The following is a 14,225-nucleotide window of genomic DNA, read 5'->3' as shown; positions in this document are numbered from 1 at the left end:
ACCCCTCCCTTGCAGGGAGGGGAATTTGAAGCCCCTCAGGCCACCCAGTCGCCCGACTTGCCGCCCTTCTTGGAGAGCAGGCGAATCTCGCCGATGGTCATGCCCTTATCGAGCGCCTTGGCCATGTCGTAGAGAGTGAGCAGCGCGGTGGAGACGGCGGTGAGCGCTTCCATCTCGACGCCGGTCTGGGCCTCGGTGGCGGCGGTGGCCGTTACGGTGACGCCGGTTTCGTCGGGGGCGAGGTCTACCGCGACCCTGGTCAGCGGCAGCGGATGGCATAGCGGGATCAGCTCGGCGGTGCGCTTGGCGGCCATGATCCCGGCGATGCGCGCGGTGGCGAGGACGTCGCCCTTCTTCACCGCACCGGCGCGGATCGCGGCGGCGGCTTCGCGCGACATCTCGATCCGGCCGCTGGCGACCGCCTCACGCGCGGTGACGGCCTTTCCCGCGACATCGACCATGCGCGCGGCGCCGGTCTCGTCGAGATGGGTGAGGTCGCTCACCCGACCAGCGCCCGGGTTGCCGCCTCGACATCGTCCTGGCGCATCAGGGACTCGCCGACGAGGAAGCAGCGGATATCGTGCGCGGCCATCGCGTCGAGGTCGGCGCGGCTGTTCAGCCCGCTTTCGGCGACGAAGGTGCAGTCCCTGGGCGCCTGGCCGACCAGGTCATAGGTCTTCTGGACGTCGACCTCGAAGGTCTTGAGGTTGCGGTTGTTCACCCCGATCAGGCGCGAGCGCAGCTTCAGCGCGCGCTCGAGCTCGTCGGCGTCATGCACCTCGACCAGCACGTCCATGCCGAGGCCGAGAGCGGCATCCTCGATCTCGGCCATCTGCGCGTCTTCCAGCGCGGCGACGATGATCAGGATCGCATCGGCGCCGATCGCACGCGATTCGAGTGCCTGCCAGGGATCGACCATGAAGTCCTTGCGGATCACCGGCAGATCACAGGCGGCGCGGGCGGCGATCAGATAGTCCTCATGCCCCTGGAAATATTCCAGGTCGGTCAGCACCGAGAGGCAGGCGGCGCCGCCTGCCTGATAGGCGCGGGCATGGGCCGGGGGATCGAAATCGGCGCGGATCAGCCCCTTGGACGGGCTGGCCTTCTTGATCTCGGCGATGAGGCCATAGCCGCCGGCGGCTGCCTTTGCGTCCAGCGCGGCCTTGAAGCCGCGCGGGGGCGTGCGGGTGAGCGCCAGGGCCTGGAGATCGGCCAGCGAGGTCGCCTTGCGCCGCGTGGCGACTTCGCCGTGCTTGGTGGCGATGATGGTATCGAGGATCGTGGACATCAGAAGGCGATCCAGCAGGCGAGCAGCGCCTTGGCAAGGCCCTTGTCGATCGTCTCGGCAGCTTCCTCGGCACCGGCGCGCAGGTCGCTGGCCTCCCCGGCGATGACAAGGGCGGCGGCGGCGTTGAGCAGCACGGCGTCGCGATAGGGGCCAGGCTCGCCTTCGAGTAGGTGGTGCAGGGCGAGGGCATTATACTCCGGGCCGCCGCCGCGGATCGCGACCAGCGGATGGCGGGGAAGGCCGGCATCCTCCGGGGTGATGCGCTTGGGCAGGCCTGAGCTGCCGATGCTGACCACGACGCTGGCATGCTCGGTGGAGAGTTCGTCCAGCCCTTCCTCGCCCGAGACGATCGCGGCGCTGTCGACGCCGAGCTGCTCGAGTGCCTCGGCATAGATCGGCGCGTAATCGGGGCGGGCGATGCCGATCAGCTGGCGGCGGACATGGGCGGGGTTCGCCAGCGGGCCCATCAGGTTGAAGATGGTGCGGCGTCCGATCCGGCGGCGCAGCGGCCCGATCCGGGCGAGCGAGGGGTGGTGCGCCTGGGCGAAGAGGAAGGCGATGCCGAGCTCGTTGAGCGATTCCTCGGCGCGGGCGCCGGCGCGGTCGAGATCGAGGCCGAGCGCTTCGAGCGTGTCCGCCGCGCCCGACTTGGACGATGCCGCGCGGTTGCCATGCTTGGCGACCGGCACGCCAGCTGCGGCTACGACCAGGCTGACCGCGGTCGATACGTTGAGCGTGTGATGCCCATCGCCGCCGGTGCCGCAGACGTCGATCGCACCTTCGGGTGCCGAGATCGGGATCAGGCGCGCGCGCATCGCCCGGGCGGCCTCGGCGATCTCGATGCTGGTCTCGCCGCGCACCGACAGGTCGATCAGGAAACGCTCGATCTCGGGCTCGGCCACCTTGCCGTCGAGGATGTCGGCAAAGGCCTGGGCGGCGGACTCGCGCGCGAGCGGGGACGCGGGATCGGGGAGGAGGGTGAAATTGGTCACAGGGGCTCTATTGATACCCCAATATGGGATGTCGAGAAATTCCTGCTTTACCGAGCTAACTGCTCCCCGGCGAAAGCCGGGGGCCAGGGTCACAAGCGACACGGCAGAGAAACCCTGGGCCCCGGCCTTCGCCGGGGAACTGGATTGGCTGATGTTGAGGGGGTCACCCCTGCTCGATCAAATGCCGCCCCTCGGGGCTGATCGCCAGGTCGCGCCAGTCGAGCTCTTCCTGGAGCTGCTCGTAGAGATCCTGGCCGATCACATCGGTGTCGCGCAGCTCGTCGAGCTTGTCGCGCTGGGCGGCGACGGCGCAGAGCTGGAGGCGCTGGCGCGCGTCGAACTCGGGGCAGACATTGTCGGCGCCGTTGCGGTCGATCTCGAACTGGCGGCGGGTCTCGTCGGCGACCTTGCCCTGCTCGACTTCCAGTGCGGCGATGGCGGCTTCGGCTAGCTTGCGGCGCGCCTTGTTGAGCAGCTCCTCGCCGTCGCCCTTGCCGGCCAGGCCGAGCAGCTTGATCAGCGGGGCGAGAGTCAGGCCCTGCAGCACCAGCGTCGCCAGCACCACGGCGAAGGCAGAGAGCACGATCAGGTCGCGCTGGGGGAAATCGTGCGGCAGCGCGAAGGCGGTTGCGAGAGTCACCAGCCCGCGCATCCCGCACCAGCCGACCACGACGCTCTGCGCGAAGCTGGGCGGGGGCAGGTTGCCGCGGATCATCGGGAAGGCGCGGACGATAAGGTTATAGGCCAGCGACCAGGCCATGCGGGTGACGATCACGCCGAGTACCACCAGCCCCGCGAAGATCGCGGCCTCGCGCAGGCGATCGGGCTCCATCTCGGCGACGATCTGGCGCGCCTGCATGCCCATCAGCAGGAAAGCGACGACATTGAGGACGAAGACGCCGACGCCCCATACCGCGAAGGACTGGACGCGGTTGCGCGCGCTGATCGTCACGTTGGGCGAATTGGCGACGTACATCGCGCAGGTGACGACGCAGAGCACGGCGGAGAGGCCGAGCCGCTCGGCGAGGATCCAGGCGATCCAGGTGTTGACGAACTCGAACAGATTGCCGCCGAACGAGCCACGGACGAAGGGCATCAGCCTGCCCATCGCCCAGCCGCAGAACAGGCCGAGCGCGATGCCGCCGGGCACCGCGAGGCTCAGCCGGGTGGCGACCATGGCGTCGATCCCGCCATGGCTCTGCACCGCGAGCGCGGCGCCGAAGAGCAGGAGTGCCGTGGCGTCGTTGAGCAGGCTCTCGCCGGTGAGCACCTGGACGGTGCGCCGGGGCAGCGCGGCGGACTGGAGGACGGTGGTGGCGGCGGCGGCGTCGGGCGGGGCGACGATGGCGCCGAGTGCGATCGCGGCGGCGATCGGCAGTCCGGCGAACGCCCAGCCGATCCAGGCGACCACGGCGGTGGAAAGCAGCACCGCGACCACGGCGAGCGAGACGAGCGGGCGCCACAGCCGGCGGATCGCCGCCAGGGGAAAGTCGAAGGCGGCATCGAGCAGGACGGGGGCGATGAACAATGCCATCGCGGTGTGCCCGTCGAGCGCGATATTGGGCGAGCCCGGAATGGTCGCGACGATCACGCCGGCGGCGGCGAGCATCGTCGGATAGGAAATCGGAGTCCGTCGCGAGACCTGCAGCAGCAGGACCGCCAGCGCGAGCAACGCGACGAGGCTCTCGAAGAAGGTCACGGAAGAGAGGCTAGCTCGTTGCGCTCCCGCGTCAAATCCTACTGATGGATGAGCGGCCTTCCGTCACCCCGCACCAGGTTCGGGGTGGCGGAAGCCGGTGGCTCAGTTCGCGTTGCCCGGCTGGGCCTGTGCCGGCGGGGCGGCGGGGGTGGCATCGTCCGGCCCGTCTTCCGGACCATCGAACCCGTGCGGTCCGTGATGGCGGCCATGGCCGCGCGGGGCGGGCGGGATCTCGCCGATGACCAGCTTGCCGTCATGGTTGGTATCGAAGGTGTCGAAGCGGGCGTTCGCCGCCGTGACCCATTCGGCACGGGTGACGACGCCGTCGCCATTGGCATCGGCGCGGGCGAAGGGGCCCATCGGGCCGCGGCCCATGCTTGCCATCGCGATGCCGCCCGCGGCGACCGTGACGAGCACGCCGGCCAGCGTCGCGGCGACCAGCTGCAGCTTGTGGTTCATTTGCACTCTCCATCGGGCCCGGGATCGGGCCATGGTGGAGACAGTGGCGGCGCGACGTCGCGCGGCTATGTCACCGCGCGCCCGAAATTGTCGCAAAGATTTGCAGGTTCAGGCCAGCGCGTGCGCCTCGATCCCGGCGAGCTTGAGGAAGTTGGCCAGCATCGCATGGCCATGCTCGGTGGCGATGCTCTCGGGATGGAACTGCACGCTGTGGATCGGCAGCTCCCTGTGCCGGAAGCCCATGACATGCCCGTCGTCCGAGGTGGCGTTGACCACCAGCTCCTCCGGAATGTCGGTGACGATCAGCGAGTGATAGCGGGTGGCGGTGAAGGGGGAGGGGAGGGATTCGAACAGGCCGGTGCCGTCATGCGTAACCGGGCTGGTCTTGCCGTGCATCAGGCCTCCGCGGACCACAGAGCCGCCGAAATGCTGGCCGATCGCCTGGTGGCCGAGGCAAACGCCCAGAAGCGGTTTCCGGAGATCGGCGCAGGCGGCGACGAGGTCGAGGCTGATCCCCGCTTCATTGGGGGTGCAGGGCCCCGGCGAGATCAGGAACGCCTGGGCATTGCTGGCAACGGCGTCGCGCGCGGTAAGCGCGTCGTTGCGCACCACGTGCACGTCGGTGCCCAGCTCCATCAGATAGTGGACGAGGTTCCAGGTGAAGCTGTCGTAATTGTCGATGACGAGGATCATGATGCCTGCGCTACTGCTTCTGGAGCGCCACGACAATCGGCCCGATGGGCACGCCGCCGTCGAGGCGATCCGATACGGGATCCCAGAGCCGCGAGACGGCGCCGTCGAGATAGAGGGCGTCGGGCGCGGCGAGCTTGTCGCGGAACAGCCGGGCGAAGCGGCCGAACGACACCGGCTCGTTGCTGATCGCGAACCAGGCGCTGCCGTTCAGCCCCACACCGACGGCGTTGCGGATGGTCAGCGACGTGCCGTTGTCCGCCAGCTTCGGATGGAGCTGGCCGTTGATCAGCAGCATCGGCCCCGACTGGGTGGCGAAGCGGACGTGATCGGGCTTGTTCGCGGCGAAATCATCGGTGGTGGCGACGTGCCAGCCTTTGGCATCGCCCCAGAACACGCCGTTGGGCTGCATGTGGAAATTGCCCGGGCCGGGGCGGCGGTTGAGCGGCTTCTGCTCGGCGCCGTCCTCGACATAATAGCCGATCGGCAGGCCGGCGGCGTCGAACATGCCGGCGTTCATCGCAAAGGCGATGCGGGGGTAGCGATCGCCGAGACGGGGCTGGAGGCCGGTGAAGTCGCGCATCGGGCGGCCATCGGCGGCCTTGTCGACCAGCAGCACGTCATGCTTCTGCGGATCGGCGCGGCAGACGGTGAAGCTGGTGCCCTCGAAGCTGATCTTGCGGCAGGCGTCGTCAACGCGTCCACTGGAAGCGCAGGCAGTCAGCGTCAGGAAGGCGCCGGCAACGGCGATCGGCCGGATCATGCGTGCCACTTAGGATGAAATCGCGTTCAGGCAAGCCACGCGCTGCCTTGGGCTTGCCACAGTGCGGCGGCACGTCCAGCGGCGAGGGGCGTTGTTACGCCAGAAGGAGTGTTCATGATCGTTCGTTTGCTCGCCGCCGCCGCGCTGCTCGCGACGCCTGCCATCGCGCAGGATGCCAAGCAGTCGTCGCAGGACAATCAGGGCCCGCCCAAGCGGGTTCGCAGCGTGCTGCTCTATGGGCAGGAACAGTGCCCCAAGCCGCAGAGCGAGGACGAGATCGTGGTCTGCGCCAATGGCGGCGAATCGCCCTATCGCATCCCCAAGGAATTCCGGAACCAGCCGAAGAACGACGCGGCGTCGCAGGCCTGGACCAACCGGGTCGAGATGGTCGAGGACGTCAACCGCGCCGGGCTGCCGAACAGCTGCTCGCCGGTGGGCACCGGCGGCCAGACCGGCTGCACCCGCGCCGCGATCCGGCAGTGGTATCAGGAGCGGCTGGAGCAGAAGGCCAAGAACGCCGCGATTCCTTGAGGCGCTAATTCCTCCCCCAGCAAGCTGGGGGAGGATTTTAGAAGTTACTGCCCGAAGCCCGCTTCGCCGGCCTGCTTCACCGCTTCGCGTGCCGCAGCGAACAGCGCGCCGGCCTTGGCCTCGCATTCGCGCTGCTCATAGGCCGGGTCCGAATCGGCGACGATGCCGGCGCCCGCCTGGACGTGCATCATGCCGTCCTTCACCAGCGCCGTGCGCAATACGATGCAACTGTCCATCGATCCGTCCGGCGAGAAATAGCCGACGCCGCCGGCATAGGGTCCACGCGTCTCGGGCTCGAGTTCGGCGATGATCTCGCAGGCGCGGACCTTGGGCGCGCCGCTGACCGTGCCCGCCGGGAAGCCGGCGAACAGCGCGTCGAGCGCGTCCTTGCCCGGTGCCAGCCTGCCGACCACGTTCGAGACGATGTGCATGACGTGGCTGTAGAACTCGACCGTGTAGCTGTCGGTCACCTTGACGGTGCCCGCGTCCGCCACCCGGCCGACATCGTTGCGGCCGAGATCGAGCAGCATGAGGTGCTCGGCGCACTCCTTGGGATCGGCGAGCAGGCTGGCGCGGTTCTCCTCGTCCTCGGCGGCGGTCTTGCCGCGCGGACGGGTGCCGGCGATCGGGCGGATCGTGACTTCGTTATCGCGCACCCGCACCAGGATCTCCGGGCTCGAACCGGTCAGCGCGAAGCCCGGCAGGTCGAGATGGTAGAGGAAGGGCGAGGGGTTGATCCGACGCAGTGCGCGATACAGCTCGAAGGGCGGCAGCGCGAACGGGGTGGTGAAGCGCTGGGCGAGCACTACCTGGAAGATATCGCCGGCCGAGATGTATTCCTTGGCGGCGGCGACCATCTCGCCATAGCGGCCCGGGCGCAGCACCGGCGTGAGCTGGACTTCCTCCGGCTCGGCGCGGACCGGGGCGGGCAGGGGCGCGCTGGCGAGCTGCGCGGCGACGGTCTCGATCCGCTCGGCGGACAGGTCGACATCGCCGTCGGGCCAGACCGGCGCGACGAGGAACAACGCATCGGCGAGCCGGTCGAACACCAGCACCACCGTGGGGCGGACGAACATCATGTCCGGCACGCCGATCGGGTTCTCGGGCGGGCGGGGCAGCTTCTCGACCAGCCCGACCGTCTCATAGCTGAAATAGCCGACCAGGCAGGCGAGCGCCTTGGGCAGCTCGGGCGGCACCTCGGTGCGGCAGCGCGCGGCGAGCGCGCGCAGCGCGTCGAGCGCGGGCTCGGCGCAGGGCTTGAAGGCGTCCCGGTTGGTCAGCCATTCCGGATTGATCGCGGCTTCGTTGCCGGTGGCGCGGAAGACCAGGTCGGGGGCGAGCCCGATCAGGCTGTGCCGCCCGCGGACCGAGCCACCCTCGACCGATTCCAGCAGGAAATCGCCGCGGCCCGGCTCGATCAGCTTGAGCGCGGCGGCGACCGGCGTTTCGGTATCCGCGATCTGGCGCCGCCAGAGCAGCGCCGGCCGCCCGGCGGCCAGCGCCGCGCGGGCGGCTTCGATCCCCTCGATGCCCTGCGGCACGCCCTTAACGGACGCCCTGGCGGGTCAGGTCCGCGCGGAGGCGGGCGATCGCCGCTTCGTTGCGGGTGATCTTCAGGTCATTGCGGATCGCGCGGATGAACTCGCGGGCATATTCCGCCGGGATCTGCTGCTGCAGACCGCTGCGCATGTTCGCCATCGCCATCGGATCGCCCGAGGCATCATGCGGCTCCACCTTGTCGAGGAGCACGACGTAGAAGCCCTTGCGATCGGGCGCTTCGAGCAGGCGGGCCTTTTTCGGCTGCATGCTGAAGGCCATCTTGATGAACTGTTCCTTGTCCGCGATGTCCTTGCGCTGGAAGTCGAACGGCTTGGGCGGCGGACCCTTGGCACCGGCATCGGCCAGGGCCTTGTCCATCGGCACGCCCTTGTTGAGCGCGGCGACCACGGCATTGGCGGCGACCTTGGCCTTCTCCAGCGCCTTGTCGACCAGATAGTCGGTCTTCACCTTGTCGCGGATGCTGGCGAGCGGGCGCGGCGCGGCCGCCACGATCCGGTCGAGCTTGACGATCGCGAAGCCGCCTTCCGGCGAGACCTGGGCGATCTGGATGTCGTCGTCCGGGTTCTCGAAGGTGAAGCCGCTGCGCATGATCGCCACCATCGCGGGATCGGGCTTGTAGGCTTCATTCTCCGGATCGGTGCCGCCGGCGGCGAGCGCCGGAGTGACCTGCGCGGTCAGCTTGGCATCGCCGAGCAGCTCGGCGAAGTTCTTGCCGTCGCCGACGCCGTCCTCGATCTTCTGGCGGAGATCGGCCAGCGCCTGGGCGGTCTTGCGCTGGGTGACTTCCGAGGCGAGTTCGTCATGCGCCTGGGCGAGCGACTTGGCGGCGATCTTCTCGATCTTCTCGACGACCAGGATATGCCAGCCGAGCTGCGACTTGACCGGGCCGACCAGCGCGCCCTGCGCAGCGGCAAAGGCCGTGTTGGCGATTTCGGCAGTGGTCTGGCGCGCGAGCTCGGGCTTCTCGATGCCTTCGAAATTGGTCGCGTCGAGGCCGGCGGCCTTGGCGGCGTCGGCCAGCGGCTTGCCGCCCTTCACTTCGGCGGCGACCTTGTCGGCAGTCGCCTTGTCGAGCACGACGAGCTGGCGCACGCCGCGCTTCTCGGCGGCGGCATAGCGGGCGCCGGCCTTCTTGTAGGCATCGGCGATCTCGGCTTCGGTCGCGGTCTGCTGGGCGCGGATCTGGTCCGGCATCACCACGGCGTAGCGCACGACGCGGCGCTGCGGCACGAGATAGCGGGCGCGGTGGCTGACATAATAGGCGTTCAGCGCCTTGTCGTCCGGATCGGCGCCCGGATCCATCTGCGCGGTGTTGATCATGCCGACCACGCCGGTGCGGCGCTCGAGCAGCAGCGAGGCATAGGGCGCGACGACACCGTTCGGCACGTCGGTGCCGATGGTGGCGCGGTTGACCAGCCAGTTGCCGTAGCGCTCGCGGATCATGCTGTCGCGGAACAGCGCCGGGGCCAGGCGATTGTCGGCGAGCAGCTTCTCGAAGGTCTGCTGGCTGAACTTACCGTCGATGCCGGCGAACGCCGGGTTGCTGGCGATCTCGGTGTCGATCAGCTTCTTCGACACCGACATGCCCGACTTGCGGCCGAATTCGACCAGCGCGGCCTGGTTGATCATCTCGTCGATCGCGATGTCGAGGCCGCCTTGGGCGAGGAACTGCTCCATCGTCACCGTCTGGCCCTGCTGCTGCAGGTTGCGGATGAAGCGCTCGATCCGGTCCTTCACTTCGGTGTCGGAGATCTTCTCGCCGCCCACCGTGGCCAGCGTGCTGCTCGTCGCGCCACCACCGTTGCGGATGCCGGTGATGTCGCCGGCCGCGAAGGCGATGGCGATCAGGCCGAGGAACAGGAACACCGCAATCAGGCCGTAGCGCGACTTGGTGAAATTGCGGAAGAAGCTGAGCATGAAGTGCCGATCGTTGGAATGGTTTGCGGGTGCTTTAGGGCGGCCCGGCGCAGCCGACAAGCTTGTGCGAACGCCGCCGCCTGCTATCCGCGAACGAAATAAACAAAATTGGAGGTTGGGGTGATGCGGCGCAAGCTGGTGGCGGGGAACTGGAAAATGCACGGGCTGCGGGCGCAGCTGCCGGAGGTCGAGGCGATTGCTTCTGCTGCTGCGGCGAATCCGTCGGTCGATGCCGCGCTCTGCCTGCCCTTTACGCTGATCCATCCCGCCGCCCAGGTGGCGGGCAGCCTGCCGATCGGCGCGCAGGACCTGCACGAGGCCGACAAGGGCGCGCATACCGGCTGTATCTCGGCACCGATGCTGGTGGAGGAAGGGGCGACCCTGACCATCGTCGGCCATAGCGAGCGGCGCGGCGACCAGCATGAGACCAGCCACGACGCCTATATGAAGGCTGCCGCCGCGCACCGGCACGGGCTCAAGGTGATCCTGTGCTGCGGCGAGCTCGAGGCCGAGCGCGCGGCCGGCCGCGCCGAGCGAATCGTCCAGTCGCAGATCGAGAAGTCGCTGCCCGACGATGCCGATCCGAGCTGGCTGACCATCGCCTATGAACCGCGCTGGGCGATCGGCACCGGCAAGACGCCGACGGCGGACGAGATCGCTTCGATGCACGCGATCATCCGCGCCAAGCTGCGCATGATGATCGGCGACGACAAGGCCGACGGCATCCAGATCCTCTATGGCGGGTCGGTGACCGGGGCCAATGCCGCGCAGATCCTGGCACTCGACAATGTCGACGGCGCGCTGGTCGGCGGGGCGAGCCTTACCGCCGAGAAGTTCGTGCCGATCATCGAGGCTGCGGCTTCGGTTTCTTGACTTCCCCAAGAGTGAAAAAGGCCGTCACGCCAGAGAGCGCGGCGGCCGCCGCTCCGACCAGCGCGCCCATGTGGAAGGCGCTGACCAGTCCCGCACCGGCCGATGCGATCACCGCGCCGGCGATGGCGGTGGCGATCAGGCCGCCGGTGCGGGCGATCGCGCTGTTGAAGCCCGAGGCGGTGCCGGTGTGCGTGTCGTCGACCGAGGCGAGCACCGCGGTGGTCAGCGGCGCGGCGACGCTGGCCATGCCGATCGCGATGGCGAGCGCGCCGGGGAAGACCGAGGTCCAATAGGGCGCGTCCTCGTCGACCAGCAGGAGCAGCGCGAAGCCGATCGCGACGATCATCGGCCCGATCGTGAGCGGCCAGCGCGGACCTACCCGGGCGGTGATCCGGCCCATGATGCGGCTGGCGATCCCCATGCCGAGCGGCATCGGCAGCAGCGCGAAGCCGGCGTGCAGCGCCGAATAGCCGCCCGCCTCGATCAGCACATAGGGCAGGAGCAGCAGCACGCCGCCGAGCGCGCCGTAGAGCAGGAAGGTGAGCAGGGTGAGCCCGGCAAAGGCGCGCGAGCCGAACATCGCGACGGGCATCATCGCGCGGCTTCCGCGGTGGTGCTCGATCCAGAGGAACAGGCCGATCGCTGCCAGGCCCGCGGCGAGGCCGATCGCGACGGTGGCGTCGATCGCGTGGTGGCTCGACCAGAGGGTCAGCGCCCAGGTCAGCGCGCCGAGCGCCAGGGTGGCGGTGAGGGCGCCGGGCAGGTCGAGCGGCAAGTCGCCTTCCGAGCTTTCCTCGACATAGAAGAGCGCGATGGCGATCGCCGCGAGGGCCACCGGCACGTTGACGTAGAAGATCGCGCGCCAGCCGATCATATCGACCAGCCAGCCGCCGAGCGGCGGACCCACCGCGCCCGCGATCGCGCCGACGCCCGCCCAGGTGCCGATCGCCTTGCCGCGCGCCTCGCCGGTAAAGGCATGGCCCAGCGTCGCGAGGCTGTTGGGCAGCAGGATCGCGGCGCCGATCCCCTGCAGCGCGCGGGCGGCGAGCAGCAGCGTCAGGTCGGCGGCGACGGCGCAGGCGACCGAGGCGATGGTGAACAGCGCGATGCCGAGCACCAGCAGCTTGCGCCGTCCGAAATGATCGCCGGCCGCGCCGCCGATCAGCAGCAACGCCGAGAGCGGCAGCATGTACGCGTTGATCGTCCATTGCAGCTCGGCCGGGGTGGCGTGCAGGTCGGCGCCGATCGCCGGCAGCGCGACATTGGTCACCGATCCGTCGATGAATGCGAGGCTCGACGCCAGGATGCAGGCGGTGAGGGTCAGGTTCGGGTGCCGGGCCTGCATGACACCGCTCTAGCAGAGCCGGCCGCGGTCCGGGAGGGTGGGCGAACGGAGAGGATGCACCCATCCCGGGGGCTAAGGTAATATACTGAAATTACGCAAATCTTCCGCCGTTCGCAGGCATCGGCTTGCTATATATGGATATGCCGAGGCTCTCGCTTCCCGCCTGGCCTGTCGATGCCGATCGGAATCAGATGATTCTGGTCGAGCAGTTCCGTGCGCTGCGGCGGCAGGTGCCGCTGATGTACCTGATGATGTTCGCGGACTCCGCGTTTCTCGCCTTCACGGCCTATGACACGGTGAGCCCCTGGTGGAGCCTGGGCATGCCGGCGCTGCTGGCCATGCTCTCGGCGGTCCGCGCCGCGTTCTGGCTCAAGCGCCGGGGCGATGTTCCGCGGCCGGAGCTGATCCCCAACTATCTGCGCGGCACGATCCTTGTCGCGGCGACGCTGAGCTTCGCCTTTGGCGGCTGGGGGCTGCTGCTCTATGCGGAGGGCGACCTGATGCGCCGCGCGTGCATCGCGCTCTACATCTTCATCGGTGCGATCAGCTGCTGCTACTGCCTGCAATCGGTGCCGCGCGCTGGCCAGGCGGTGCTGCTGTGCGGCGCCGCGCCGGTGACGGTCTGCCTGATCCTCTCGCCTGACTGGTCGCTGCGCGGGCTGGGCTTCAACATCCTGGTGGCGGGCTTCGTGGCGGTACGGATGATGCGCACCAGCCATGCGGGCTTCGTCGAGATGCTCGCCTCGCGCTCGCACATGGCCGCCGAACAGGCCCGCGCCCAGGGCGCCGAGCAGCGTGCGCACCAGCTTGCCTATCACGACCCGCTGACCGGCCTGCCCAATCGCCGCGCGCTCGCCGAGGCGCTCGAGCGACGGATGGCGCCCGACGGCAGCGGCGCATCGCTGGGGCTGCTGATCATCGATCTCGACCGTTTCAAGTCGATCAACGACGTGCACGGCCATCCCGCCGGCGACCAGCTGCTGCGCGACGTCGCTGCCCGCGTCAGCGCCGTGGTGGGCGAGGAGGGCATTAGCTATCGCCTCGGGGGCGACGAGTTCGCCGTGATCCTTGACGGGGACGGCGAAGGCGCGCGACGCATCGCCCATGCCATCGTCAACGCGGTGATGAAGCCCTTCACCGGATCGGAGCTGGTCCATCATATCGGCGCCAGCGTGGGCATCTCGCTCTATCCGCAGGATGCGCTCGACCTCGACACGCTGATGCGCAAGGCGGACATCGCGCTCTACAAGGCCAAGCATAGCGGGCGGAACCAGCATTGCGCATTCGAGCCGATGCTCGACGCCGAGATCCGCCGCCGCGCCGAGATCGAGCGCGAGATGCGCGAGGCAATGAAGACCGATGCCTTCGTGCCCTATTACCAGGCGATCGTCTGCCTCAAGAGCCATGAAGTGGTCGGCTATGAGCTGCTCGCGCGCTGGCGGCGGGGAGAGGGCGAGGAGATCGGCCCCGAGCAGTTCATCCCGATCGCCGAGGAATGCGGGTTGATCGACACGCTGATGCTGCGCCTGCTCCGTCGCGCCTGCCGCGAGACGCGTGACTGGCAGGTGCCGATCTCGATCAACGTCTCGCCGACCCAGCTCAAGGATCCGTGGTTCAGCCAGAAGCTGCTCGGCGTGCTGATCCGCGAGCGCTTCCCGGCGCGGCGGCTGACGGTGGAGATCACCGAGAATGCGCTGATCGTCGATGCCGGGAGCGCGCAGGAAGCGATCGCCTCGCTGCGCAACCAGGGCATCCAGCTGGCGCTCGACGATTTCGGCACCGGCTATTCCTCGCTCCAGCACCTCCAGATGCTGCCGTTCGACCGGCTCAAGATCGACCGGTCCTTCGTCGCGGCAATGGGCCGCGATCCGCAGGCGATGCGGCTGGTGCTGGCGATCGTCACCCTAGCCAACACGCTCGAGCTGCCGGTGGTGGCGGAGGGCATCGAGAATGCGGCGACGGCCGAGGCGCTGGCCCGGCTCGGCTGCGCGATGGGCCAGGGATTCCATTTCGGCCATCCGATGCCGGTGGAAGGAATCGCGGCGGTCGGCGGCGGAGTCGCGGCCTGAGGCCCAAAAGGAAAAGGCCGGGCCTTGCGCCCGACCTTT

Annotated in this window: 13 protein-coding genes; 3 read left to right on the top strand and 10 right to left on the bottom strand. The window is 68.6% G+C overall.

Annotation, left to right across the window (positions count from 1 at the left end):
* Positions 1–35: 35 nt before the first annotated feature.
* The 7 genes from moaC to HNP52_RS11800 form a co-directional block, all read right to left on the bottom strand.
* Positions 36–503 carry a cyclic pyranopterin monophosphate synthase MoaC gene (gene moaC / locus HNP52_RS11830; protein ID WP_184167144.1) on the bottom strand — a complete coding sequence of 156 codons (468 nt, stop codon included), beginning with the start codon at positions 501–503 and terminating at the stop codon, positions 36–38.
* A complete protein-coding gene (trpC, locus tag HNP52_RS11825; protein ID WP_184167142.1) occupies positions 500–1,288 on the bottom strand; it encodes an indole-3-glycerol phosphate synthase TrpC in 789 nt (262 codons plus the stop codon). Before trpC ends, moaC begins: the two co-directional genes overlap by 4 nt.
* On the bottom strand, positions 1,288–2,280 hold the full coding sequence (gene trpD, locus HNP52_RS11820) for an anthranilate phosphoribosyltransferase (protein WP_184167140.1): 993 nt from the start codon (positions 2,278–2,280) through the stop codon (positions 1,288–1,290). Before trpD ends, trpC begins: the two co-directional genes overlap by 1 nt.
* A gap of 163 nt (positions 2,281–2,443) precedes the next feature.
* A complete protein-coding gene (locus HNP52_RS11815; protein WP_184167136.1) occupies positions 2,444–3,979 on the bottom strand; it encodes a sodium:proton antiporter in 1,536 nt (511 codons plus the stop codon).
* 102 nt (positions 3,980–4,081) lie between these two features.
* Complete coding sequence (locus tag HNP52_RS11810; RefSeq protein ID WP_260396060.1) at positions 4,082–4,438, bottom strand: hypothetical protein; 357 nt, start codon at positions 4,436–4,438, stop codon at positions 4,082–4,084.
* A 108-nt stretch (positions 4,439–4,546) separates the two neighbouring features.
* Positions 4,547–5,131, bottom strand: a complete 585-nt coding sequence (locus HNP52_RS11805; RefSeq protein WP_184167134.1) for an aminodeoxychorismate/anthranilate synthase component II — start codon at positions 5,129–5,131, stop codon at positions 4,547–4,549.
* A gap of 10 nt (positions 5,132–5,141) precedes the next feature.
* On the bottom strand, positions 5,142–5,891 hold the full coding sequence (locus HNP52_RS11800; protein WP_184167132.1) for a phosphodiester glycosidase family protein: 750 nt from the start codon (positions 5,889–5,891) through the stop codon (positions 5,142–5,144).
* Between the two features lie 114 nt (positions 5,892–6,005).
* Between HNP52_RS11800 and HNP52_RS11795 the strand changes: the two genes are divergently transcribed.
* Complete coding sequence (locus tag HNP52_RS11795) at positions 6,006–6,422, top strand: hypothetical protein (protein ID WP_184167129.1); 417 nt, start codon at positions 6,006–6,008, stop codon at positions 6,420–6,422.
* Positions 6,423–6,466: 44 nt separating this feature from the next.
* On the opposite strand, the gene trpE is transcribed toward HNP52_RS11795, so the two are convergent.
* Positions 6,467–7,951, bottom strand: coding sequence for an anthranilate synthase component I (trpE, locus tag HNP52_RS11790; protein ID WP_184168311.1), 1,485 nt, complete (start codon positions 7,949–7,951; stop codon positions 6,467–6,469).
* A 16-nt stretch (positions 7,952–7,967) separates the two neighbouring features.
* Positions 7,968–9,899: a peptidylprolyl isomerase gene (locus HNP52_RS11785; protein ID WP_184167126.1), complete on the bottom strand. Its 1,932-nt coding sequence runs from the start codon at positions 9,897–9,899 to the stop codon at positions 7,968–7,970.
* A gap of 120 nt (positions 9,900–10,019) precedes the next feature.
* Here HNP52_RS11785 and tpiA point away from each other — a divergent pair, with 120 nt between their 5' ends.
* The gene (gene tpiA, locus HNP52_RS11780) at positions 10,020–10,772 is read left to right on the top strand and encodes a triose-phosphate isomerase (protein WP_184167123.1); all 753 of its coding nucleotides are present in this window, start codon (positions 10,020–10,022) and stop codon (positions 10,770–10,772) included.
* On the opposite strand, the gene HNP52_RS11775 is transcribed toward tpiA, so the two are convergent.
* Positions 10,744–12,117, bottom strand: coding sequence for an MFS transporter (locus HNP52_RS11775; protein ID WP_184167120.1), 1,374 nt, complete (start codon positions 12,115–12,117; stop codon positions 10,744–10,746). The genes tpiA and HNP52_RS11775 overlap by 29 nt on opposite strands.
* Positions 12,118–12,308: 191 nt before the next feature.
* On the opposite strand from HNP52_RS11775, the gene HNP52_RS11770 reads away from it, so the two are divergent.
* Positions 12,309–14,186: a bifunctional diguanylate cyclase/phosphodiesterase gene (locus tag HNP52_RS11770; protein ID WP_260396059.1), complete on the top strand. Its 1,878-nt coding sequence runs from the start codon at positions 12,309–12,311 to the stop codon at positions 14,184–14,186.
* Positions 14,187–14,225: the final 39 nt, after the last annotated feature.

It is taken from the genome of Sphingomonas kyeonggiensis, from assembly GCF_014204495.1.
Lineage (GTDB): Bacteria > Pseudomonadota > Alphaproteobacteria > Sphingomonadales > Sphingomonadaceae > Sphingomonas > Sphingomonas kyeonggiensis_A.
Note: the sequence above shows the minus strand (reverse complement) of the source record. Positions and strands in the feature narration are given on the sequence as shown.